This is a genomic window from Paenibacillus xanthanilyticus, assembly GCF_042682185.1.
In the GTDB taxonomy this organism is placed as follows: Bacteria; Bacillota; Bacilli; order Paenibacillales; family Paenibacillaceae; genus Paenibacillus_Z; species Paenibacillus_Z xanthanilyticus.
On the sequence record NZ_JBHUHA010000001.1, the window covers coordinates 725533 to 749106 of the forward strand.

Consider the following 23574-nt stretch of genomic DNA (forward strand, 5'->3'; position numbering starts at 1 on the left):
GCTATGGCTTCCATACTTCGAGTTCATCCCAGGTCATGTCGAGCGCTTCGAGCGCCTCCCACGTTAGTTCGGCGGCGTCGAGCTCTTCCCAGCGCAAATAGGTGAATTGAAATTTCACGCTCAAATGGGCGGGCACGATTTCGCGAAGCGTCGCTTCGACGTCTTCCAGATTCGGCGGCACCCCGCGTTTGCCGATGAAGGTGATGACGACCTCGTAACCGCCGAAATTTTCCTGGATGTCGACCTCGCCGTTCTGATAGGAATCGACGACGTTCTTAATGACGGCGAGCGTCACCGTGCCCGCCCCGCGCATCTTCGATTTGATGACGGACCGGCGCTGATCGATCGGCTTCCCTTCGTTCACGGGCAGGCCGCAAATCCGCTCCCACTGCGCGAGTCCCCACGTGGCGGTCTCCACGAAAAACTGGTCCAGCACGTCGCGGGCGGCGGCGTGGAACCGATCGAGCTCCTCCGCCTCGCGCGCCGTTATATTGCGTACGATCTTCGAATCGGCGTAATAGGACGGGAGATCGTTCAGCATGATATCGCCGCGATTATTGGGCAACGAAGCTCACCGTCCCGCACACCGCGACATGATCGTCGGGAATCTCGATATTGTCGGCCACGTTGTTGATCGTCAGATCGTCGAAGTCGATCACGGCCTCGATCCCGAGCAGCAGCCCAAGAATCCGGTTATACCGAACAACCGTATCCGTGAAGGCGAGATGCTCCAAGTAGTCGGTCAGCTTCGTCTTAAAGTCCGCGGCGATGGCCTCGATATTCGAACCCTTGGCAATCGTAAGCTTGGCGTTGACGTGGAGCGGCGTCTCGATCGCTTTATCGACCGTCACCTGCGCGCCGACCGGCCGCTTCTCCTCGACCGATTCCTTCACCTGCAGCACGATCGTATCGGAAGGCGCTCGTTTGTCGTCGGAGAGCAGCACGAGCCGAACGGTGCCGTTGCCCTTCCAGGTGGGGAAGACGCGCACGTCGCCGACGCCGGGCACCTCCAGCGCCCATTGGCGGTAATGCCAGATGTTGCCGCTCGTCGCGGGCCGGCGCACCCGGTCGAAGTACCGCTGCAGCAGCGATTCGTCCGACTCCGTATCGGCGCCGCTCACGAACGCATTGGCATTGCGCGTGGAGACGACGCCGGTCAAGTCGCCGGTCACGAGCGTGATTCTGCCTTGCGCCACGTTGCCTCGCTTGCCGCCCTCTTGCGCGGTCGCGCGAATCGTCGCCGCCCCGTCCTTGATCGTCCCGTCTTGGGTGGTCGCGAATAGAATCGCGTGCTCTTCGTCCGTCGTCACGATCGTGCCCGCCGGGATGACCGTTCCTTCCGCGCCTTTGAACGTCACCTCGCCCTCCGCCTTGACGCTCGGTCTGCGCGTCAAGCCGAATTCCCCGGCGCGCAAGTCCAAATAGCGAGAAGGCTGGTCGGGATTCGCGAATCCGAACTTGAGCACATTATCCAGCTCGATATACGCTTGCGCCAGCTCGATGGCGGCGGGCGAGAGCAGATCGAACGTCACGGAGCCTTGCCGTTTGTCCAGATCGGCTGGCGATGCGTCCAGCATCCGCTGGAGAATCGCTTGTTTGGTCGCTTGCTCAAACATTCCGGATCGTCACCTCCAGACTGGTCGTTTGGTCGCCGATTACCGTGCGGAACACGATGCGCAGCTGGTCGCGCTCGCGTTCGATCACGAAATCGGTCACGTCCGCGACGCGTTCGTCGTAGATGAGCGCTTCGCGGACGACGCGCTTGATTTCGCTTCGCGCAAGCTCGGGCGGAATGTCTTGGCCGAGCAGGTCATCCAGCTCGCAGCCGTACGCGCCGTCGTAGATGACGTGGCGGTAGCGGGCGGTCACGATCGCTTTGTGCACGAACTGTCTTATCGCTTCGTCGCCATCGATCATGCGGGGAATAAATTCACCGGCCGTGAAGTCGAAGCCGTACGTCCGGGACGGCCCGATCGCGCGCTGCTGCTGTAACGCCCGCTCCGCGCGGTTGCTCAGCGGAGATAAAGCCATTAGTACGTCACCGCCCGGTCGAGCACGACATACGTTTGGCCGTCATGAATGCCCGCTACGATCACGCGGTCGCCTTCCTTCAGCTCGTCGGCGAATTCCAGCTCGGTCTTCTCCGCCACGAAGTCCGAATCCGCGATTTTGGCGCCATTGAAGGTCAACGTTCCCTGCCCGGCAAAGACGAAATCGGGCAAAAATTTGGTCAGCGACGAAGCGTCAATGCTCGTTTTGCCGGTATTTTTCAGATTGACGGTGCGCGTGTGCTTGGTCAGCGATTGCGCCACGATGAGATCGTCCTTTTCCAGCTCGACATTCATGTTGTCGAGTTTGATTTTGAGCGCGGGCGGATTGGCGGTGACCGTCCCCAGCTCGATCGTCACGTCCGTGTTATGGCCTAGCTCTTTGATCAGCTGCACGAGTTGGCTCGCGCCGGATCCTTCGATTCGCAACATGGGTACAACGCTCCTTCCTAATTAAGTATCGTTACGGCTGTTAATCGTCCGTCGCGGACAGCGTGAGCGACATCTTGTGAACGCCGCCCTCGAACGTATGCTCGTCGGTCGCGACGTAATAGGCGCCTTCCATCCCGGTCATCGTCTCCCGCACGGCGACAATGGCGCCGGCGGTCACGTCGGCGATGCCGACGCAATCAATCTTCGCTTCGTCCTCGATCGTGCCCAGATCCTTGAGCAGCTGCTTGGCGCGCTGCTCCAGCTGGGATTTGGTCATCTCCTGCTCGGGCTTCTCGAAGTGCTGCATCAAGCCGAATCTGCGGATCAGCTCGGCGTCCTTCGCCATGGCGGATTGCGCTTTTTTCTCCGGATCGCCGCCCATCACCTTGATTTGCGTGCGCATCTGCTCGATCGACTGCGAGTAGCTGGCCGAGAGCAGATTGGCGCCGTTCTCCAGCATCCAGATCTTCTCCTGCTTCTTGCGGGCGAGCAGCATCAGCTTCCCTTGGCGGGAGGCGAGATCGAAGCGCAGCCCGTTCTGCTTCGCGGATTCTTTCAATGCGGTCGCCATCATCTCGTACAGCGTTTTGTCGCGATAGATTTGCTTGGGGAGAACATAGCGGGTATCGTCGATGTCGCCGGTCGGAATGGAAAATTCGTTGCACAGCTTCTTGATGATGGACGAGGCGGTCATGTTGCGGAAAATGCGGGTGTCTTTGTTTTTGCTCAAATAGATATTCTCGTCGTAGGCGGTCACGGACATTTGGCCTTCCGAGTCGATCGAATCGGCGAAAATAACGCCGCGGAACAGCTCCTTCTTATCCAGGAGCAGCATGAGGCCCCGCCCTTTCTCGATCTCGATCAGCCGGTCGCGGCCGTTGGACGTGTTGGCGAGATTCACCGAGAGCTTGCGCGACGGCTGCGAAATGTCGCCGGTCCACCGAATCTGCTTGACGATGTCGTCCAAATAGACTGAACCGTCCTTCCCTTCGTACACGATGCTCCAGCTCACGAAGGAATCACCAGCTTCTGTCCGGTCCGGATCTGATTCGGGTCCTTGCCGATGGCCGGCTTGTTCGCGGCATAGATTTCTCGCCAGCGGTCGCCGTTCCCAAGCGTGCGCTGCGAGATTCTCCAGAGCGTATCGCCGGGCTGCACGACGTATGCGGCGGGCACGCTGCGCCGGTCCGGCCGTTTGGTCTCGCCGGAAAGAATCGTCTCGCCTTCGCCGTTATCGACGGCAAAGGACCGAAAGGTCACGTGGTTGTACTGCTTCATGGTGAGCTCGTAATAGAGATCGCCCGGGCTGCCCGCCTGCTCGGTGTACGTAAAGGAGCGCAGCGTCACTTCCGCGTTGATCGGCGTGCCGGTGACGATGAACAGAATCGGCTTTCGCTCGCGCATCCAACCGTCGATCATCGCGACCGTCTCCCATGGATCGGGCAGCTCCTCGTATTCGCAATAACCGGGATGGTAATCGCGCGGGAAGAAGGAGGAGACCGCGTATTCGTTCAACGATGGATTGCCGAACAGCGTATGCTCCCCGAGCTGGGTCACCTGCACATCTTCATAGCCTTGCGACGATTTGACCGACAGCTGTTCGGGATTGACCGGCAGACGGAACGATTGTCCGCCGGCCTTCAGCCAAAATTGCAGCGTGCTCATCAGGCCATCAAGCCTCCCGCCGCTTTAATTTCGCGCGCGAGCGCTCTGGCGATGGCATCGATGTCGGAATCGCTGCGCACGTTGAACGTGTTGCCCGTGATCGAGATCGACGCGCCGCCGCTTCCGCCTTCGGCGAAAGCCCGGTTCTCCTGCGCGGTCAGCACCCGCTCGCCTTTATGAAGCCGGGTGACCATGCCGTCGTACGGCACGTAGTCGAGTCCATGATAGGCGCTGGCGCTTACCTTTGGCTCCTGTCCGGGCGCCGTGCCGCTCCCGATGCCATTGGCCATGGACGCGGTCACGGTACTCTGCACCTGGACGTTTCCTTTGCCCGTGATTTTGTGGTACAGCGCCTGAACATCCTCCCACAGGTCCTTAAGCCAATTCCAGAAGACCAAGGCGGCTTCCTTGATCGTATCCCAGTTCTTGCTAATGACGTAGGCCAGCGCGCCAGCGGCGACTCCCACGAGCGCCATCACTCCGATGATCGGCAGCAGCGGCAGCATGGTCGCCCAGATCGACGGGGCGACGAAATAGAGCAAGGTGCCCGCCATCGCCGCGAGTACCGGAATGAGAATCTCGACGTTCGCGGCGAAGCCCTCGATCATCGACGTCAGCGCCGAACCGATCGGCAGAAACAGGTTTCCGATCGGCGCAAGCGCGAGCGTGATCCGGTTGCCCAGCGTCGCCCACGTATCGCCGAAGCTCTGCACCGACGCGGATTGCGTCGCGATCGCGTTCTGCGAAGCGCTCATCGCCGCCAGACTCCCGTTGAATTCGACCGTGCTGCCGCTTATCGCGGCCGCCAGATCGCCGCCCGCGGCCTCGCCGAACGCCTGCACCGCCAGCTTCGTCGCGTCCGCGGCATTGCCCGCCGCTTTGATCTGCTTGGCGATGTCGGCGAACTGCTCCGGCTTCATCGTCTTGAGCGCGGCGCCGAGCGGATCGATCTCCTGATCCTGCCATTTGGCCAGCAGCGCGATCGATTGCTCGAAGCCGATGCCCATCTTTTGAAGCGGGGCGCTGAAGGTGTTCATCTTGCCCATCAGATCGTTCATGCCGACGCCCGAGGCTCGGCTGGCCGCGTAAAATTTATTGAGCACGTCAATCCCGGCATCCGCGTTATAGCCCCAGGCCTTCATCGCGTCGGCCGCCGCGTTCGCGGTATCGGCCCCTTTGCCGCCGGTTAATCGCGCGACGTCCAGCGTCGTTCTCGTCAGCCCTTCCAGCACGCCCCCCGTGGCGCTCGTCTTCTTGCGCAGGGTGCCGAGCGCTTCGGCCACCTCGTTCAAATCTTGCGGGACGACAGCGCCGACTTTATTGAAGGAAGCCATAAGGCCCGTCATCTCTTGGCCGGTGGCGTTCGTCGCCGCCCGGATCGTCCCGAACGCCTCGCTGACCTTCTTCGCCGCTTCGACGGATTGCTCGTACCCGGTTCCGACCCACCCGGCCATCGTGCCGAAGAGGCCGCTCACGTCTTCGCCGTGCTTCTCCCGCAGCGTGTCCGCGGCGGCGCCGACCTTGCCGCTCACCCGCTCACGCAGCGACGGCGGTTTGATCAGCTGATAGAACGGACTTTTCTTCTCGGCTTGCTTCGCCTTGTATTTGGCATAGGCCGCGTTCATTTTATCCGTCATTCGTTTGACCGGCGGCAGCGCGGCGACTTTCTGCATGCCTTCGTTCATCTTCCGAACGGCAGCCGATTTGGCGATTTTGTTCATGCCGTCGTTGATTTTTTTGACGGCGTTCGAATTCGCCACTTTTTTCATGCCTTCGTTCATTTTCTGGTACGCTTTGGATTGCTCGATCTGCTCGGACAGCTTCTTGATCCGCTCCAGCGCCTTCTGGTACTTGGTCAACTGGGCGGTGGAGCCGGCCGTGCCCGGATTCGCGTTCGCGCTCATGGACCCTCACCTCCTTGCCGCTAAGGATTACCCTCGCGTCTTCGACCGGCGGGCGGCCGCTTCCTGCGCCTTGCGCGCTTTCTCTTCTTCCTCCAGCTGGAGCATCATCGAGGCATACATGAATTTCTTGGTCCCTTCGTCCTTGTTGAATACCTCGTCGGGCGTCAGATGATGGCGCTGGAAGATCAGGTGCAGCAGGAACGCTTCGCCGCCCGCTTTGATTAGTTTTTTATCTCTTCCTCGTCGTCGCCGCCGAAGCCGCTGATTTCGAGAATTTCGCCGGACAGCTTCGCGATTTCGCCTGCCAGCAGCAAGCCGAGAATCGCCTCTGCCGGGGAACCGTATTTCTCCGTCAGCTCTCTTGCCGACCAGTCGGGTACAAGGCAAGCGCGTTGAATGACGAGCGCGCCGAATTGTTCTTCGTCGAGCACTTTCTCGCGCTTGGCGCCTTTGCCGACGTAATGCGTACACTGCTCCTGAATTTTGTTGATGGTCTTGCCGTCCAGCGCCTGAATGCGAAAATCGACGCCCAGCCGTTTGATCGGCACATCCTTCTGCGGTTTGCTGTCCGCGCTCAGAAGCGCTTGCAGGACGGTAAGCTGACGGTTATCGATCATGATTTCATCCTCTTTCCATAATGTGGTTGGTTATCGTCGGAATATGGACACGATAAGACCCGGCGGCTGGTTCGGATACGCGCCGGGCCGCGGTTGACCCCAATGCGCTATTCGGCCGTCAGTTTGTCGAGCAGCTCGTAGCCCGTGAAGTTGAACGGGAGCTCCTCCTCGACGATCGAGCCGAGCTCGAAGTTGATGAGCGGGATTTTGTCGAACGTGACGCCTTTCAAGCGAATGCGGTAGGCGCCGTACGATTCCGGATCCTCCAGCTTCAAGATCAGCTCCGTCGCGAACGTGCCCGCTTTGTCGTCCGCGATCTGGCCGATCCGCTCCACGAATTCGCTCGTCACTTTGTAGCCGGTGATCGTGCCCGAGCCGGTCAAGCCGGTAACCTTGTGCGCCGTCCAGCGCGAGCCGGCCCGTTTGATTTCTTCTTTGGCGATTTCCACGCTGGCTTCCGCCGATTTAATATTCGTCAGCCATTGTCCGTCATGGTAGACATAGCCGTAAGTACCGTTAATCACGCGCGATGCGTCTAGCATAAATTCGATCCCTCCAATTTATAGGTGACCCGGCGCTTATCCGGGAATGTCGGATTAATTAGACTCGTACGGTCAAGAAGATGCGCTCCATGCTATCGATTTCGCGATACGAGATCAACAGGAACACGCTGTCGCCGACGGAGGCGCGGTCCGGGTCGAGACCGACCGCGATATCGGTCAGCACGTTGTTCAGCTCAAGCCGTTCGAGGTAAGCTTTCACGGCAGAGATGAGCGCCGCTTGGCCGTCCGCGTTATTGTCCAGCTTGCCGATGTAGCTGTCGGCCGCCGTTTTGGCGATATCGGTGGAGACGGCTTGACGGGCGCGAATGGCGCGGATTTTCAGCTTGGATGCGACGAGCCCTTGTTCGACCTTCACCTTCTCCCCGTCATGCACGAGCACGAGCGACCCGGTCTGAAGCGCTTTTTGGATTTCGCCGTGACGCAGCCGTTTGGTGACGTCCGAAGCGCCGATCGGCGCGTACGTGATCGATTTGTTGATGCCGGTTCCGGCGATCAGGCCGGCAATATACGGCGCGAATGCGGCCGAGGCATATTCCTTGCCGTTGATGTTGACGCCGCTGATCAGGTTGACCGCGTAATCGTCGGCCAGCTTCACCGTCCGCGCGTTGCCCTTCTCCGGATCGGCATCGTCCGCCGCGGCCCCGCCGAAGACGCTCAGGAAATGTTTGCCTTCCTCCCGGTTGCGCTTGCACCAGGCTTTCGTCGCGTCCTGCTCGGCGGCCGATACGACATCCGGGTAGACGAACACGTTGAACGATCTGGCTTCGAATGCCTCCCTCATGGCGATGTAGACGGCCTCCAGCGCTTTATCGCCCTCTACCGCCGGAGCCGGCACGGTGTAGACGAGCACTTCCTTCGCGCCGCCGTCCAGAATGAAGCGGATCGGCTGGATGTTGTCGATGCCGAACAGCGCGACGGCTTCGCTCTCTTTCTCGACCGTGTAGAACTTGCCCGCCGTCGCGGGAGCGGCGTATTTGAAGAGCGGCAGCGCCACCGTTCCGCGGGCGCCCCCCTTGATCTGAGCCGCCGCGGCCTCGACGAAATTAATGTACAGCCCCGGACGAACCGGAAGCGAAATCGGATCCCATTTGCCTCCCATGTGTAAAACCATCCTCTCAGTGATTATCTTGTTTTATTGATAAGCGGTACGGACGTTCACGTGATTCATCTTCTGTACGTCGAGCGCCGAGCGTGCTTGCCTTGATTGCAAACGCATCGTGCCGGTTACCGAAGCGACGCCTTCGCTTGCGGACGACGGTCCTTCATACGAGAATTCTTCCGCGCGCAGCGGCGACGGCGCTTCGCCGTCTCCCGGAGCGGGAACGCTCTCGTTCATAATGAGGCGGCTAAGCGTTTCCATGGCCAGCAGCGCCTCCTTTGCGGTAGCCATGTAACAGGTAATCGCGTACTGGCGATCGATCATGGTATGGCCCCTCGCCTCGTATTTGCGCGTCTCGGATCGCAGTCCGATCGCGAACGCGTTCGCGGCATGCGGCTGCGGATCTTCTAATTGATGCACGGCCGCCTCCGGGAAGCGTTCGGCGATCAGGCCCGCGATGCGCGCCACTTCGTCGATTAGCGACATAACAGCCCTCCTAGCGGCAGATTGAAGCAGGGATCGCATGCGTCTCCCGGCTTCCAGGCCGGCATCCCCTCCTTTATCGAATGGTCGGAATCGGCGCGTTGAAGCAGCGCCAGCGATCTCGCTGAAGCTCGAATGGTTAAAGATTCGTCTCGGACTAGCCAAGATCGCGAAGCGCCTATCGCGTGTAACAGGAAAGCCGGAAATGGAGTTTCGGATGAAGGAAATAAAACGAAAGAAATCAAGCATGAAGAAAATCAAGCGTGAAGAAAATCAAGGTTGAAGAAAATCAGTTGAAGAAAATCAAGCGTGAGGATCAATCGGCAAAACGGTGAAGATAATGGAATCGGAAGTGAACATGCGGGTCTAGCGAGAAGGAGTAGGCGGCCGATCAAGTGCGAGGTAAGTACTTCACGGGATCGAACAAAATCGATTATAGATCAGCGATTGAAAATGAAACATCGGTCGAATTGCCTACCGGAACGGGTCGAGCATGTCTTGAGGTTCATTATCCAGCTCGAAAACGCGCGGATTCTTCGGTGCCGATTTCTTGCGAATGGCTGGAAATATAGATGTTCACTCGATTGGACAAGCCGTATTTCGTCGTCATCGTTCGACAGTTTAAGATTCCATAAAGAATGATTCCAGGTACTTTTCGGGTGTTGGCAGACGCGTTTTCGTCTTGATCCCCTCGTTTGGTCGAACGGTGTGTTTCCAGATAATAGGTCTTTTGAACTTGTGGTTCAATCATTCCAGAGCCACGTTTTCCCGCTCTTTGCCCCAGCCCCTACCCACCCCGTCCGGTTTCCCGTATAATAACGTATGTTCGGCTCAGGCCGGCACGGCCTGGCCTATTTGCCAAGATAGGAGTCAACGCAATCATGGATATTACGAACCTTCCCCTTGCGCTGATCGACGAAGACAAGGATCAGCCGCGTTACCAGTTCGGCGAAGAAGCGCTGCAGGAGCTGATGCGCAGCATCGAGGAGCTCGGCCTGCTGTCGCCGATCAAAGTCCGGGACACGGGCGACGGCCGGTATAAAATCATTTATGGCAACCGCCGCTACAAAGCGAGCGTCATGCTCGGTAAAGAGACGATTCCGTGCATCGTGACGGACGTCACGGACGAAACGGAAATTTACTTGGAGCAAATCGCCGAGAACCTGACGCGCGAAGGCTTCTCCCCGATCGAGGAGGCCGAGGCGTTCGACAAGCTGCTGAACGGCGGCAAGTTCAACAGCTCCGTCAAGTTTTTGGCCGGCAAGCTCGGCAAGACCGAAGCGTATATCAAGAACAAATGCGAGCTGCTGAAATTCGGCAAGGCGGTCAAGAAGCTGATCGTCAGCGGAACGGAAATCCGATCCGGCGTCCTGACCGAGGATCAGCTCCTCCCTTTGAAGGATCTGCCGATGGAGCATCGCGACCCGCTCGCGCTCATCGTCGCGCGCGACGCCCTGCCGGTCAGCGACGTCAAGCGGATCGCCAAGCTGTTCAAGGATAAGGAAATGTCCGACGCGACGAAGGACAAGCTGCTGTTCAAGTCCGGACATGAGCTGCTCGAGACGTGGGCGACCTTCGAGCAGAATAAGAAATACCGCGCCGAAGCGGCGAAAGCCAAGGCCGCCCAAGAAGAAGAGCGGCTGCGCAAGCAGCAGGAAGCGGCAGAGCTTGCGGCCGCGCAGACACAGGATCAGGCCAAGCAAGCGGCCTCACAGCCGACAGCGACGCCAGCGGCGGCGCAAGCAAGCGGCCTCGCGGCTGCTTCGACCACCTCCCCTCCGGTCGCCGCTCAGCCCGAGCTGCAATTCGGCGTCGCCGAGCCCGATGCGGCACCGGTATCGCCAGAATTGAGCACGCTCAAGGCCAAGCTGGAGAAGTCGCTCCACGCTGCCGCTTCCCCAGCCTCGGTCGCCGAGGCCGAGCTTCGCGCGCTTGCCGGTCTGACCGGCGACGAAGCCTTGGAGCTGGCCACGCGGATCGACGAGCTGCTCCTGCGCTTGGAGACCGCCAGACAAATCTGGACGAACGCGAAGGATGCGTTGTCGTCCGGATCGTTATCGTCCTAGACTCGCGCGTCCTGCGCCCAACAACACAAAAGCGTTCCCTCCGATATGGAGCGGAACGCTTTTGCCGTTTGGAAGCTTCGTTTAGGAAGTAAGAATAATCGCTTTGCTCTTCGAATCCCATTCGACTTGATATCCCAGTAATCCCGATATGCCCCGCAGCGGAAGCATGATCGACTCATTCTCCCATCTGCTCGGATCGATGGCCACGGGCTCGCCGTCGACGTAGGCCGTGCTCTCGCCCGGTACATAGGTGATGACCCGCCCGTCGATGGTCGCCGTCGCGGTACGCGTCGCTTCATCCCAGACCACGGTCGCGCCGAGTATCTCGAAGCATTCACGTAACGGCATATAAATGCGGCTGTTCGCGTTCAGCAGCTGCCGCTCAAGCGGCATCTCCGCGCCATTCACCACCAGCGTGCCGTCGAACCGCTGCACGCCGAGCGCATAGCCGTGTTTGATCGCCAGTTCCTCGAAGGTCAGCTTCGAGGACGTGATGTACGCGATCGTCCCGGTCTTGATCTCCCCGAACAACCAATGAATGTCGTCGTTGTACATGCGGATGCAGCCCGCGCTGACATATTTGCCGATCGACTTCTTGTTGTTGTTCCCGTGGATCGCGTAGGTCGTTCCCTTCGTCCCGTTCACGTCCAGGCCGAGCCATCGGTCGCCGAGCGGGTTGGCGGGATCGCCGCCGGGGATGTTCTCCTTATAATAAGGGCGGTTCTTAATCTTGTTGACAATCTTGAAGCTGCCCTCGGGCGTCAAGCTCGGGGTCTTGCCGGTCGCGACGCGAAACTCCTTCACCAGTTCGCCGCCGCTAAAATACGCCAGTTTATTCGTCTTCTTGTTCACGATGATAAGATCCTCCTGCGCGGTACCGGCTTGCGCGGCAGCCGGGAACATCGCCGCGCAGCATACGAGCATCGCCATCATCACCGTGACCCATTTGCGTGCAGATCGATGCAAAAAGCCCTCTCACTCCTCTCTGTAATTCGACACAATGATAATCAATATATTGTCATTTACGTTCTCTTACGACAGTTCGGTCGCTTAAGAAACGTTAAACTTTATCCGCCATGAGAGGTGAACGCAAAGAACCGCCAGGCGTTTAAGCTCCTGACGGTCGAGGTCTTGTCTATGTTGCAAGCATTTGCCAATAAAATTAGACGGCTTGTCCGATCCTAGTTCGGTGTAATCGCGACGCGTCGCAAGTGAACCGTTATGATGCCGCGTCCGGATCGAGCCCTTTCGTCTCCTTCCCTAGGAACAGCACGGCGGCTGCGCCGAGGAGGATCGCACAGAAGAAGATGATGAAGATGGTCAAGATGGAGACGCCGCTCTCGATTAGCGCGCCGACCAGATAGGGGCCGATAACCCCGCCAATCCGGCCGAACGAAGCCGCCAATCCAACGCCGGTCGATCGCACCTCGGACTTGTACAGCTCCGGCGTATAGGCATACATGCCGCCCCAAGCGCCGAGATTGAAGAATGACAGGCTCATGCCGGCCGCCATGATCATGCCGGGCGAGTCCGAGAGCGCGAACCAGATCGCGCTCACCGCGGTCATGAGCAGATAGAGGACGAGCACGAATTTGCGGCCATACCGTTCGATGAAGTATGCCGCCGTGAAGTACCCTGGCAGCTGGGCCAGCGTGATGATAAGCACGTATTCGAAACTTTTGACCAGCGTGAACCCTTTCTTCAACATGAGCGTCGGCAGCCATAGAAACATGCCGTAATACGAGAACACGACCATAAACCATAATATCCACAGCATGAGCGTCGACGTTTTATATTCGGCGGACCAGACCGCCGCGACCCGCTGCCCGATCGTCAGCCGCGCCCGCTTCGTCCGTTCGAAGGCCGGCGGATCTTTGATCGCCTTCCGGAGATAGATCGCGTAGAGCGCGGGGGCGGCGCCGATGACGAATGCCGCGCGCCAGCCGTAATCCGGGATGACGTAATAGGCGATCAGCGCGGAGAGGATCCAGCCAATCGCCCAGAAGCTCTCGAGCAGCACGACCGCCCGTCCTCTGTCCTTCGCAGGCACCGACTCCGATACGAGCGTCGACGCGACCGGCAGCTCGCCGCCAAGCCCGAAGCCGGTAACAAAACGAAGGATGCACAGCGCCGCGAAGCTGCTCGCCAGCGCCGACAATCCGCTGGCTGCCGAGAAGATGAGCAGCGTAAGGATGAGCACGTTCGCGCGTCCGTATTTATCGGCCAAGATGCCGGCGCAAGCGGCTCCGACCGCCATCCCGATCGCGTTAATCGCGCTGATCAGGCCGATTTGATGGGCGCTTAAGCCCCACTCGACCGCAAGCGCGGCGACGACGAACGACACCATACCGACGTCCATCGCGTCGAACAGCCAGCTCAGTCCCGCGCTCAGCAGCAGCTTGCGCGACTTTTTCTCCTTCATTAATGCGGCGACTCCCATGCGGACAGCCCCTTTCAGTCTGGTATTTTTGTCTGCGGGCGGCGAAGAAATCCCACTTTGCGTTCACTTTCTGTTAAAATGGAGCAATCAAGTTTGAAATGCATGAACCTATACGGCTGTATTGGATCATACCCAGGAGGCTTTACTGTGGACTATATTGTGTTGGACATTGAATTTAACGGCCGAAAATTCGCAAGCGACCTGCCGATGGAAGTCATCGAGATTGGCGCGGTGCGCTTGGACGCCGACATGAACCAAATTGACGCGTTCACTTCGCTCATCAAGCCGGTGTACTTCGCCAAGCTGAACAATTTCATTAAGAAGAAAACCGGCATCCCGCAGGCCGACATCGATATCGCGCCCGGCTTCCGTAAAGTCAGCGCCGATTTTATCGCCTGGCTGTCCAAGAGCGAATCCTTCCTCCTTATTACCTGGGGCGGCGAGGATTTGAAGCGCATCATCTACGATACGCGCATGCATAAACTAGACGATGCTTTCTGGATGGCGGCGACGTATTTCGATTTGCTGAAGGGCTACCTCCGGGTCAAAAATTTGACCAATGACGTCAGCGTCGAAGCCGCGCTCGCCGAGCTTGCCGTTGAATCGGAAGGCTCCGCGCACCGGGCGCTCGATGACGCGATCATGACCGCGAAGATTCTCCGCGCTATTGCGGGCGACTTGGATTTTACACGCAGTCAGCAGTTCAAGGACGCGTATTCCAACTCCAAGGAACGCCGGATGGTGAAGAACGCGATTCGCTCCATGCGCGCGCAGCGTCAGACGCTGCAGTGGGAAGTGCTCGCGGAGAAATACCTGAAAGACCGCATCGCGCTGACCGACCCGCGCAAAGCCGCGGAGCTGGAGCAATATTTCCACGAAGAGCTGGCCAAACCCGTGCCGGATAAGCCGGCGCGCGAGAAGCCGGAGATCGCCGAGACGAACGCGTAACGCGCATCCCTGACCTCTCAGGCGATGGCGACAAGAAATAACCCTACCGTTGTTGGAACGGTAGGGTTATTTTGCATCTCCGGCGATATTGGCATACGCGCCTGGCTTCGTAATCAATCTCTTCAGCTCTCGTGTAAGATATTCGCCCCGATCGCGGATTCGTACGTTGCCGCTGCGGCGGCCTGGGCTTCAGCGGCGGCACCGGCACCGGCACCCAATATTGCGTTCAGCGTTAGTGACAGGTTCGAGCCCCGCTCATGATGCACGTAGGGCGCTCGGCTGCGGAAGTAATGCGGGTGACCGCCAAGCAGCGTGAGCGTGGCGACTTGGGCCGGGGCAAATTTTCGCCGATCCCAAACCAACAGTCCGAGCTTGCTGCGCCTCCAACCGCCCCATGTGCCGATGCGGGTTATCGGATCGCGGTATTTGAGCGCCTCGTCGACGGCATAGAAGTAGCTGACGCGATTCTTGTGTTCCTCGCGGATCGGCACCTTCGGCGAACCGAGCTGTACGACGCGGAAGTCCGGAATATCGCCCTCGTCGGCGAGCATGCTCGCCGCCTGATAGGCGGCCACACCTCCCCCGCTATGTCCGATCAGCAGGACGGGCTTGCCGAGCGAGCGTTCCCTGACCTGCTGCGCCGCGGATCTTCCGCCAAGCCGCGCCGAGCGGACCCGGGAGAGATCGCCGTGCACGTCGTATATTTGGCGAACCATGCTCTGCGTCTGATCCCCGTAAGGGAACAGCTCGCGAATGACCGGCTCCTTCCCGCTTCGGGCTAGCCGGGCGGCGAGCTCCGCCTTGCAGTCCGTGAAGAACGCCCGGGTCGAGCCGATGCCGGCGAGCAGGTACACATCCCAACCTTCGATGATTGCTTTCTCCATCATAGTTGCATTTCACCACTTTCAACAGAACGATTGGACCGGTCGGCCAGCCATCATGGCGTATAGTATGGACGGTTGCGTTGGCATTCATTCCCTCATGGGTAAGCGAAGCGGGCCGCTCGCTTCGGGATCGCGGAAGCTGTCGATGAACAGCTGCGCGGACTTCGACAGGTAGCGGTCTTTCAGCCATAATATGCCGACATCCGACTGGAAATCCGCATCTTCGATGTCGAGCATTTTGACGATCGTGGACGGGAAGGACGACATAACCGATTTGGGGAACACCGTCGCTCCAATCCCCTCGGCGATCAGCGACATGATGATCGCGACGCTGGAGCATTCGCATATAATATCCGGCTCGAAGCCGTGACGCTTGCAGGCGCTGACCACCTGCTGGTGCATGCGGTGCGTCTTATCCGTCTTCAGCGTCAGGAACGGAAAGTCGGCCAGCTCCTGCATGCGAACCGAGCGCCTGTCCGAATAACGCGCCCATGCGCTAGGAATAACAACGACGAAGGGATCGGAAGGCAGCGGTAATACTTGATACGCGGTAGATCGGGTCATCGCTTCAAAAGGCAGCCGCGCCACGACGAGTTCGATCGAACGCTTGTCCAGCAGCTCGCCGAGATAGAAATGATCGCCTTCGGCGATTTTGAACGTCGTGTGCGGATAGCGGCGGCGAAACGATTCGATGCGCTTGGGCAGCAGCGAGATGCAGGAGACGACGGATCCGATCGACAACACGCCCTGCACGGCCTGCTCCCGCTCCTTCACTTCCTTCATCGCTTCGTCGAATTGAAGCAGCAGCGTCTCGGCCTTCTCCCGCAGCAATTCGCCGGCGTCCGTCAGCTTGAGGCGTTTGCCGTTGCGGTCGAATAGCGTGACGCCGAGCTCCTCTTCCATCTGCTTGAGCTGTCGGCTGAGCGGCGGCTGCTCCATGTTAAGCAGCTTGGCGGCCCGAGTAATTTGTTCTTCTTGCGCGATGGTGACGAAATATTTTAATTGGCGCAGGTCCAACTCGCGTTACACTCCTTCTTCCATACCTTTTCGGTATATGAATCACATCAAATAGATATTTTTAATATACCCCAAGGAGTGGTAGCATTCAATATAGTGAAACCGACATCCAAAGGAGAGAACGCTGCATGGCCTACCAGATCGACATCACGCTTACTTCGAACAAGAAAGAGAAGCCCGCTTCGGACAAACTGGGCTTCGGGATCCACTACACCGATCACATGTTCATCCTCGACTACTCGGTCGACAAAGGCTGGCATGACGCACGCATCGTTCCCTATGGTCCGATCACGCTCGACCCGGCCGCGAAAGTGTTCCATTACGGACAAACCATCTTTGAAGGCCTCAAGGCTTACCGGACGGCTGACGGACGCATCCAGCTGTTCCGTCCACAGAAGAACTTCCAGCGTCTGAACCTGTCGAACGCGCGCCTCAGCATCCCCGATATCGACGGCGAGCTTGCCCTCGAAGCGCTCAAAGCACTCGTGCGCGTCGATCAAGATTGGATTCCGGATGCGCCGGGCACGTCGCTGTACATTCGCCCATTCGTCATTGCGACGCAAGCCGCGCTCGGCGTGGCGCCATCGACGCATTACAAGTTCATGATCATCATGTCGCCTGTCGGCGCCTACTACGCGGAAGGCATTAATCCGGTGAAAATCTTCGTCGAATCCGACCACGTTCGCGCGGTCAAAGGCGGCGTCGGCGAAGCAAAGACGGCTGGCAACTACGCGGCCGGCTTGAACGCGCAAGAAGCGGCAGCCAAAAAAGGCTACTCGCAGATCCTGTGGCTGGACGGGGTACACCGCAGCTACATCGAGGAAGTCGGCAGCATGAACGTCTTCTTCAAGATCAATGGCGAAGTGCATACGCCTGCGCTGAACGGCAGCATTCTGGCCGGCATCACGCGCGACTCGATGATTCAGTTGATCAAGAGCTGGGGCATCCCGGTCATCGAACGACCAATTACGATCGAAGAGATCTACGAAGCGGGACGCACCGGCGCGCTCGAGGAAGCGTTCGGCACGGGTACCGCGGCCGTCATCTCCCCGGTCGGCGAGCTGAACTGGCGGGACGAGCGTCTCACCATCAACGGCGGGAAGACGGGCGAGCTCTCCAGCAAGCTGTACGAGACGCTTACCGGCATTCAGAACGGCACGCTGCCCGATCCGTTCGGCTGGACGGTCGAAGTCCCTCAAGCGTAATCCCGATAGATGGCGGCATTGCCGTCACAGGACAAGCAAAAACCACCGGCGCCCTGCTCGCGAGCAGCGGTTCCGGTGGTTTTTGCGTTTGCATACCTGTGCTAACCGTTCTTCTCGTCCCGCATCGCATCCCAGCGTCTGCTCGCCTGAACAAGCTTCGGATGCGGCGCCTCCGGCCGTTCCGTCAGCACCAAGCGCAGCTTCGAAATCCACTCGTCGAAGGAAGCGTACGACGCGAACCGGTTCGCCATCTCCGGTGTCATCAGGAGAAAGAAGGGCTTCGGATACAGGTCGGCCATATGGCGTAGCGCGGTATCAATCGGCGTGTACTTTTTCCTTTTGCCGTCCAGCCCTTCGACGAGTATATCCGGATTCAGCGTATCGCGCTTCCACTCGTGCAGCTCGTCCAGCCGTCTGTGATACGGACGCGCCGAGGCGATGCCCATTCGCTTCGCCGTCTCTTCATGGATCGGATATAGGACGAATTTCTCGAATTTCCGTTCCTCCGCGTAGGCGGCCGCTGCATTCAGCTCGATCGCGCTCGCGTGCTCGAACGCGTCGTAGTAGATTAACGTCCCTCTTCGGCCGTCTTCCGGCGGCTCGAAGCCGAATTCGACCGATCTGGCGATCTTGTTCACGCGCATCCCTCCACTCCTTTGCCTACTACCCGTATTGTACCCGCTTCATGGCGCATAGATCAAACAAGCCCCAAGATTCTCGGCTCGCCGGTAACCGCCAGGCACTGACTCGGAGCGGGTGTGCAGCCCGAATCATTCTATATAGTTAATGGCATTAATTTTGAATTAACCCCATTAAATAAAAGACAAAAAACTCGTCATGAAGGAGGTCATCCTCCTTGCATGACGAGTTTTTCCATGCCGCGATCTGTTGTTTAATGCCCTTAAATAAATTATTGCGGATTCGTCGTCCAGATGCCGGCCGCTTTGACGAAAACACGCGCAGGCAGCTTCAGCGCGGCCGTGATCAGCTCCGCGACGTCCTCCGGCTGCATCATCCGGTCCTCATCGCCGATTTTCAGTCCGGCATTCGTGGCCAGCTCGGTATTTACCGTGCTCGGGGTGAGCGCCGTGACGCGAATATTCGACTTGCGCACTTCCTGCATGAGCGCTTCGGTCAGGCCCATGACCGCGAATTTGGACGCGCAGTAGGCCGAACCGGTTGCAAAGCCGCTGAGCCCTGCCGTCGAAGCGACGTTGATGATCGCGCCGCTGTTCTGTTCCAGCATCGTCGGCAGCGCGGCGCGTGTCGCGTAATACGTGCCCATCAGGTTAACCTGAATGATGCGCTCCCATTGCTGGGGCTCCATGTCGATTAGCTTGCCGAACGACGCGATGCCCGCATTGTTGATCAGAATGTCGAGCCGTCCGAGCTTGCCGATCAGCTCGGCTACCGCGCCGTCGACCTGCTCCTTGATGGATACGTCGGCCGTTGCGTGATACGCCTGAACGCCATATGCCGCCAGCTCGTCCTTGAGCGCGACAAGATCCGATTCGCTGCGCGCGATGAGACCGAGATGCACGCCTTCTTTCGCGAGCGCGATCGCCGTGGACCGTCCGATGCCTTTGCCGGCACCGGTAATGATTGCGGTCTGCTGTTGTAATGCCGTCATTTCAATCACTCCTTCTGGTTGGGGGCAAGCCCCGCTAATTGCTGGACAATCCCATCCAGTTTATCACAGGGCCTTTCGCCGCTCCAAATCAGTCGAAGAGACTGGCCTTCCTAATCGTTGTCATTTCGCTTACCGCCGCGTTTTTCTTTCCATTCGTTCCGTTTCTTCTCGACATCTTTTTTGAACTTCTCGATTTCCTGTTCGCGCTTCTTGTTGTGCTTCTCCAGCTCCTTCAGCCATTCGCGAGCTTCTCGTTCATCGTCGTCTCGCTCGTCTTTGTCCTCGTCCAGCTGTTTCGCTGGCTGCAGCTTAACGGGCGGAACGCCGCTGACGGGTGGGAACGCCTGAACAGGCTCATTCGCCAGCGCGTCGGTCATGATGGAGCGGAATACGGCGGCGGCGGCTTTCGACGTGGTGGTCAAATAATGCTCGGCGTCGGATCGGTCGTAGCCGAGCCAGACGGCGGCGGACAGCTGGGGCGTATAACCGACGAACCAGTTGTCCTTCGCGCCGTCGCCGTTCGTGCCGGGCATCTGCGTCGTGCCGGTCTTGCCGGCTACGGGGCGTCCTTCGAGCGCCGCCGTCCTGCCCGTTCCTTCGCGCACGACGCCCTCCAGCATCGCGGTCATCGTACGGGCTGTCTCGGATGACACGGCCTGGACTGGCGCCGTCTCCGCCCGGCTGGCCAACACGTCTCCCGCTTCGTTCTCGATGCGTGTGATCGTGTAAGACGGATTACGGGATCCGCCGCTTGCAAGCGTGCCGAACGCCTCGGCCATGTCGAGCGGCGACACCCCTTCCTGCAGACCGCCGAGCGCAAGCCCGAGCGCTCGATCCCCCTCCGTCAGGGCAAGGCCGAATTTCTCTGCATACGCCATCCCGGTCTCGATGCCAATCTCGTTCAGCGTCTTGACTGCCGGCACATTGTACGAATGAACGAGAGCGTCGTACAGCGTCACGGCGCCATGGAATTGGCCGTCCGCGTTCTTCGGCGAATAACCGCCGAAATTGACCGGTTCGTCGACGATGATCGTTCCCGGTTGCTGCCCCTTCTCGAGCGCCGGCGCGTAGACGGCGATCGGCTTTATCGTCGAACCTGGCTGACGCTTCATCTGCGTCGCGCGGTTCAAGCTGCGGAAGCCTGTCTCGCCCCTGCCGCCGACCAACGCCCGAATGCCGCCGTCGCGCGGATCGACAAGGACCGCGGCGCTTTGGATGAGCTGATCGTTCGCGCTGGCCGGGAACAACGATTCATTCGCGTAAGCCCGTTCAACTGCCTGCTGCATCGCGGGATCGAGCGCGGTATAAATGCGAAGCCCGCCATGCAGCACCTCTTCCTCCGACAGGCCGTACACTTCCGTCGCTTCGCGGATGACTTCGTCCGCATAATACGGATAACGGATCGCTTCCGTCCGATCCGGCTTCTCCTCCAGCAGCTTGATCGGCTCCATAATCGCCGCCGCATATTGTTCGGCGTCGACTCGTCCCTGCTCCTTCATGAGATCGAGCACGACGTTCCGCCGGGCCTTCGCTTCCTTCGGATGCTTCTTCGGAGTAAGCGCGGACGGCGCCTTGATAATGCCCGCCAGCAGCGCGGATTCAGCCAGCGTCAGCTGCTTGACGTCCTTGCCGAAATACACGCTTGCCGCGCGCTTGATACCCCAGGCGCCTTCGCCGAAATAAATATGATTCATGTACAGCTCGAATATCTTCTCCTTGCCGTACTGCGTTTCGATTTTCTGCGCGAGCAGCAGCTCGTTCCACTTGCGGGTCCACGTCTTCTCATGGGAGAGGAAGACGTTCTTGGCCAGCTGCTGCGTGATCGTGCTGCCGCCCTCCGCTTTGCTGCCGGCGTTCAGATTCGCGTATACGGCGCGGGTGATAGAGCGCAGGTCCGCCCCGTCATGCTCGAAGAACCGCTTATCTTCGACCGCGACGACAGCCTGCACGAGATGGTCCGGCAGTTCGGCGAACGACGCCGGCTCGACTTTATTCAGCGAGATGCGGCTCGCTTCTTTTCCATTCTTGTCCAAAATAATCGTCGCGCTGTGAAGCGGTTCGTTCAGCGTGCTCACATCCTGCGCCGCCACCATCATCTTGAAAGCGCCAAAGCCCGCGGCACCGCTGATCACGGTGCCGGCCAGCAGTATGATACCAACACGCGCGAGCATGGTCCTGCCGGGCATCGCGGACCGGATTTGCTTCTCTCTCATCTGCTTGCCCCCTGTTTCGTTTGTTCCGCTTCCACAACGTTCGAAAGATCGGCCGTTTTTCGGTACGTCGCTGCCGAATGTCGTCATCTTGGCGTCGCCTCGAAGCGTCACAGCGTACATACACGAATCGGGCGTAACTGAAACAGCGGAAGGCGGAGTCCCGCGAAGCCCCCTGCCGGAATAAGATAGAATAAGCGGATAACTTGCGTACGAGAGGAGGCGCTTCGGCGGCATGCTTGCGTTTATACTCGATGTCGACGAACTGACGGCGGAAGCCGAGAGGACGAGGAAGGAGCTCTTAACCTCCCCTTTGTTCCAATCCTGCCAGGTTCACATTGTAACTGGTGATGTCGGAAAGGCCATGAACGAAGCATTGCGCGGCCAGGACGGCGAATGGTTCGTCACGCTGCTGGCCGGCGAACGGCTTGCGCCTGATTTCGGCTCATGCGTAGAGAAGCTTGTCCGGCAATTGCCGAATAAGGCAGCTGGCGCGCTGCCGGCGATCCGGGCGAACGACAGCCGAGGAGAGCTGCGCGGCAAGCTTCGAGGCCCGATTGTATGGCGTTCCTCGGCCGTCCTTGGCTCGAACGGCGCTTGCGGATTCCCGGATCGGCGCTCGTTCCCGCTGGATCGTTATGCGCTCGCCTTCATGGCGAACGCGCTTCGTGCACAGTCCTGGCAGTGGCCGGAATGGGCCGCCCCGTCATGGTCCCCTTCGCCCGTCCCACCACCGCGATGGCGTCGCCCCGATGAAGCCGATCTCGCCGCGGCTTCGCTCGTCTTCCCCCCTCGGCTTGAACGACGCGAGCGCGAACGCGAGCCGCTCTTCTCGGTCCTACTCTGCACATATAATGAAGCGCGCTATGTAGAAGCGGCCATTCGCAGCGTGATGACGCAAACGAATGACCAATGGGAGCTTATTCTTGTGGATGACGGCTCCCGGGACGACACGGCGGCGGTGCTGGCGAAGGTTCGCGACCATCCCCGGATCACACTGGTGGTTCACCCCGTTAATCGCGGGAAATCCGCAGCGCTCAACTCCGGCTTGGCCCGGGCTTCGGGGGAATGGCTCGTGGAGCTGGACGCCGACGACTGGCTAGACCCAGACTGCCTGAACCGGCTGGCAATCGCCATTCGTACCGAATCGCCCCCGCCGCAAGTCGTCTATTCGGATCATCACCGCTGGCAGGAACGTCCAAGCGGCGAGCTGGTCTATGCGGGACGCAGCCGCGACGCACGCGCGTTGGACGCCTCTCAGCTGATCCAGAGCGGCGAGACGGTCGCGCTGCGCGCCTTCCACATCGCCGCGCTGAGAGAACAAGGCGGCTGGCGGGTCGACGATCCATTCGAAGGCCGATTGTTCGAGGATATCGGCATGCTGGCCACCTTCATGAACAAGTACCGCCGCGCATACCTCGATCTGCCGCTCTATCATCGGCGGGTTCGAGATGGGAGCGTCTCACGCCAGGAAGGCACGCGTTATGCGAGATGGAGTCGCTGGGCCGAGAGCGCAGTCATGCGAGGACCGGTTTAAGCCGCTATACAAGGATGCGCACTAATTCCGTTCTCGCGGCGCTGATCGTCGTCGGCGGCTCGCCGCCATAGGCCGTGCCGCTCGTTTGAATGTGGAAGAAGCCATCTCCGACGCCGATTAATATGCCGCTCACGTATTGCGTTGTTTGGAACACTTCCACTCTGCTCCCGATATATCTGGCAAGCGCCGACAAAAAATCCATCTCGTTTCCCTCCCGATTCTTTTACTGGAATGAGCTGATCTGAGCCGTTGGAATCAACGCGAGCGTACCGGATACTTCGGCCACCACGACGTAATCGACGCCGACCTCGATAAGCGTTCCCGCGACCGGGCCGGCATCCGTCTCGATAATGATCGCCGTGTTAATCCGGGGCTGCAGCAAATTGGCGATGGCCGTCTCCCGAGGCGTCAGCGCCGCAACCTCCCGGGACAGCACCCCGAGCCGGTTTTGGATGACTGCCAGTTCGCCGGTAATCCGCTCTGCGTAGGCCACCTGTTCCATCGCAATCGTGTCTACCCGCCTATTCAGCGCGGTGATGTCGTTGCTTGCGCGAACGGCGTGGCCCGTCAGGCCGGAGACGGACCTCGTCAGACTTTCCACGGAATCGCTGACGTCTTTGATCCATTGCAGCGCTTGGCCGCGCAGCCGATTCATCGCCCGCTTCCAGGCGAGCGTGCGCTGTCTTCTGCGTTTCGCTTTGACGGAGATGCCGCGGGCGACGATCGTGCCCACGACGACTTTTCCTTCGTTCCTCTGCAAGGTGAATCGCTTCGATCCGCCGATGCTTGCTGCCTGCCGTTCATTCCCTTCTTGTAATGCCATGAC

The 23574-nt window shown here is 59.2% G+C and carries 25 protein-coding genes; 4 read left to right on the plus strand and 21 right to left on the minus strand.

What is annotated here, in order from left to right; all coding sequences use genetic code 11:
• Nucleotide 1 precedes the first annotated feature (1 nt).
• From ACFSKT_RS03015 to ACFSKT_RS03070, 12 genes are all read right to left on the minus strand, one after another.
• Nucleotides 2-565 (minus strand): YmfQ family protein, encoded by a 564-nt coding sequence (locus tag ACFSKT_RS03015; RefSeq protein ID WP_377720316.1) that lies wholly within the window; start codon nt 563-565, stop codon nt 2-4.
• Nucleotides 555-1616 (minus strand): baseplate J/gp47 family protein, encoded by a 1062-nt coding sequence (locus ACFSKT_RS03020; RefSeq protein WP_377720317.1) that lies wholly within the window; start codon nt 1614-1616, stop codon nt 555-557. Before ACFSKT_RS03020 ends, ACFSKT_RS03015 begins: the two co-directional genes overlap by 11 nt.
• Nucleotides 1609-2031: a DUF2634 domain-containing protein gene (locus ACFSKT_RS03025; protein ID WP_377720318.1), complete on the minus strand. Its 423-nt coding sequence runs from the start codon at nt 2029-2031 to the stop codon at nt 1609-1611. Before ACFSKT_RS03025 ends, ACFSKT_RS03020 begins: the two co-directional genes overlap by 8 nt.
• A complete protein-coding gene (locus tag ACFSKT_RS03030) occupies nt 2031-2480 on the minus strand; it encodes a DUF2577 family protein (protein ID WP_377720319.1) in 450 nt (149 codons plus the stop codon). Before ACFSKT_RS03030 ends, ACFSKT_RS03025 begins: the two co-directional genes overlap by 1 nt.
• Before the next feature lie 40 nt (nt 2481-2520).
• Nucleotides 2521-3492: an XkdQ/YqbQ family protein gene (locus ACFSKT_RS03035; protein WP_377720320.1), complete on the minus strand. Its 972-nt coding sequence runs from the start codon at nt 3490-3492 to the stop codon at nt 2521-2523.
• On the minus strand, nt 3489-4145 hold the full coding sequence (locus tag ACFSKT_RS03040; RefSeq protein ID WP_377720321.1) for a LysM peptidoglycan-binding domain-containing protein: 657 nt from the start codon (nt 4143-4145) through the stop codon (nt 3489-3491). Before ACFSKT_RS03040 ends, ACFSKT_RS03035 begins: the two co-directional genes overlap by 4 nt.
• Nucleotides 4145-6049, minus strand: coding sequence for a phage tail tape measure protein (locus tag ACFSKT_RS03045; protein ID WP_377720322.1), 1905 nt, complete (start codon nt 6047-6049; stop codon nt 4145-4147). Before ACFSKT_RS03045 ends, ACFSKT_RS03040 begins: the two co-directional genes overlap by 1 nt.
• 221 nt (nt 6050-6270) lie before the next feature.
• On the minus strand, nt 6271-6666 hold the full coding sequence (locus tag ACFSKT_RS03050) for a phage tail assembly chaperone (protein ID WP_377720323.1): 396 nt from the start codon (nt 6664-6666) through the stop codon (nt 6271-6273).
• 107 nt (nt 6667-6773) lie between these two features.
• Entirely contained in the window at nt 6774-7208 is a 435-nt protein-coding gene (locus ACFSKT_RS03055) for a phage tail tube protein (RefSeq protein WP_377720324.1), read from the minus strand.
• A gap of 58 nt (nt 7209-7266) precedes the next feature.
• Nucleotides 7267-8328, minus strand: coding sequence for a phage tail sheath subtilisin-like domain-containing protein (locus tag ACFSKT_RS03060; protein ID WP_377720325.1), 1062 nt, complete (start codon nt 8326-8328; stop codon nt 7267-7269).
• Between the two features lie 33 nt (nt 8329-8361).
• Nucleotides 8362-8814, minus strand: a complete 453-nt coding sequence (locus ACFSKT_RS03065) for a hypothetical protein (RefSeq protein ID WP_377720326.1) — start codon at nt 8812-8814, stop codon at nt 8362-8364.
• A gap of 505 nt (nt 8815-9319) precedes the next feature.
• Nucleotides 9320-9562 carry a hypothetical protein gene (locus ACFSKT_RS03070; RefSeq protein ID WP_377720327.1) on the minus strand — a complete coding sequence of 81 codons (243 nt, stop codon included), beginning with the start codon at nt 9560-9562 and terminating at the stop codon, nt 9320-9322.
• Between the two features lie 130 nt (nt 9563-9692).
• Here ACFSKT_RS03070 and ACFSKT_RS03075 point away from each other — a divergent pair, with 130 nt between their 5' ends.
• Nucleotides 9693-10877 carry a ParB/RepB/Spo0J family partition protein gene (locus ACFSKT_RS03075; protein ID WP_377720328.1) on the plus strand — a complete coding sequence of 395 codons (1185 nt, stop codon included), beginning with the start codon at nt 9693-9695 and terminating at the stop codon, nt 10875-10877.
• 81 nt (nt 10878-10958) lie between these two features.
• On the opposite strand, the gene ACFSKT_RS03080 is transcribed toward ACFSKT_RS03075, so the two are convergent.
• Together ACFSKT_RS03080 and ACFSKT_RS03085 are read right to left on the minus strand one after the other, a co-directional pair.
• Nucleotides 10959-11843, minus strand: coding sequence for a L,D-transpeptidase family protein (locus ACFSKT_RS03080; protein WP_377720329.1), 885 nt, complete (start codon nt 11841-11843; stop codon nt 10959-10961).
• Between the two features lie 253 nt (nt 11844-12096).
• Nucleotides 12097-13317 carry an MFS transporter gene (locus ACFSKT_RS03085; RefSeq protein ID WP_377720330.1) on the minus strand — a complete coding sequence of 407 codons (1221 nt, stop codon included), beginning with the start codon at nt 13315-13317 and terminating at the stop codon, nt 12097-12099.
• 147 nt (nt 13318-13464) lie between these two features.
• Here ACFSKT_RS03085 and ACFSKT_RS03090 point away from each other — a divergent pair, with 147 nt between their 5' ends.
• Nucleotides 13465-14265 (plus strand): 3'-5' exonuclease, encoded by an 801-nt coding sequence (locus ACFSKT_RS03090; RefSeq protein WP_377720331.1) that lies wholly within the window; start codon nt 13465-13467, stop codon nt 14263-14265.
• Nucleotides 14266-14387: 122 nt separating this feature from the next.
• On the opposite strand, the gene ACFSKT_RS03095 is transcribed toward ACFSKT_RS03090, so the two are convergent.
• Complete coding sequence (locus ACFSKT_RS03095) at nt 14388-15152, minus strand: lipase family protein (protein ID WP_377720332.1); 765 nt, start codon at nt 15150-15152, stop codon at nt 14388-14390.
• 84 nt (nt 15153-15236) lie between these two features.
• The gene (locus tag ACFSKT_RS03100) at nt 15237-16166 is read right to left on the minus strand and encodes a LysR family transcriptional regulator (RefSeq protein ID WP_377720333.1); all 930 of its coding nucleotides are present in this window, start codon (nt 16164-16166) and stop codon (nt 15237-15239) included.
• 128 nt (nt 16167-16294) lie between these two features.
• On the opposite strand from ACFSKT_RS03100, the gene ACFSKT_RS03105 reads away from it, so the two are divergent.
• Nucleotides 16295-17371: a branched-chain amino acid aminotransferase gene (locus tag ACFSKT_RS03105; RefSeq protein WP_377720334.1), complete on the plus strand. Its 1077-nt coding sequence runs from the start codon at nt 16295-16297 to the stop codon at nt 17369-17371.
• A gap of 101 nt (nt 17372-17472) precedes the next feature.
• Here the strand turns inward: ACFSKT_RS03105 and ACFSKT_RS03110 are convergent, their stop codons facing one another.
• The 3 genes from ACFSKT_RS03110 to ACFSKT_RS03120 form a co-directional block, all read right to left on the minus strand.
• Nucleotides 17473-18015, minus strand: coding sequence for a hypothetical protein (locus tag ACFSKT_RS03110; RefSeq protein WP_377720335.1), 543 nt, complete (start codon nt 18013-18015; stop codon nt 17473-17475).
• Between the two features lie 266 nt (nt 18016-18281).
• The gene (locus ACFSKT_RS03115) at nt 18282-19001 is read right to left on the minus strand and encodes a 3-ketoacyl-ACP reductase (protein ID WP_377720336.1); all 720 of its coding nucleotides are present in this window, start codon (nt 18999-19001) and stop codon (nt 18282-18284) included.
• 110 nt (nt 19002-19111) lie between these two features.
• Nucleotides 19112-21214, minus strand: coding sequence for a transglycosylase domain-containing protein (locus ACFSKT_RS03120; RefSeq protein WP_377720337.1), 2103 nt, complete (start codon nt 21212-21214; stop codon nt 19112-19114).
• Nucleotides 21215-21575: 361 nt separating this feature from the next.
• Between ACFSKT_RS03120 and ACFSKT_RS03125 the strand changes: the two genes are divergently transcribed.
• Nucleotides 21576-22748, plus strand: coding sequence for a glycosyltransferase family 2 protein (locus tag ACFSKT_RS03125; RefSeq protein ID WP_377720338.1), 1173 nt, complete (start codon nt 21576-21578; stop codon nt 22746-22748).
• Between the two features lie 4 nt (nt 22749-22752).
• On the opposite strand, the gene ACFSKT_RS03130 is transcribed toward ACFSKT_RS03125, so the two are convergent.
• Entirely contained in the window at nt 22753-22950 is a 198-nt protein-coding gene (locus tag ACFSKT_RS03130) for a hypothetical protein (RefSeq protein WP_377720339.1), read from the minus strand.
• A 21-nt stretch (nt 22951-22971) separates the two neighbouring features.
• Nucleotides 22972-23571 (minus strand): hypothetical protein, encoded by a 600-nt coding sequence (locus tag ACFSKT_RS03135; protein ID WP_377720340.1) that lies wholly within the window; start codon nt 23569-23571, stop codon nt 22972-22974.
• Between the last annotated feature and the right edge of the window lie 3 nt (nt 23572-23574).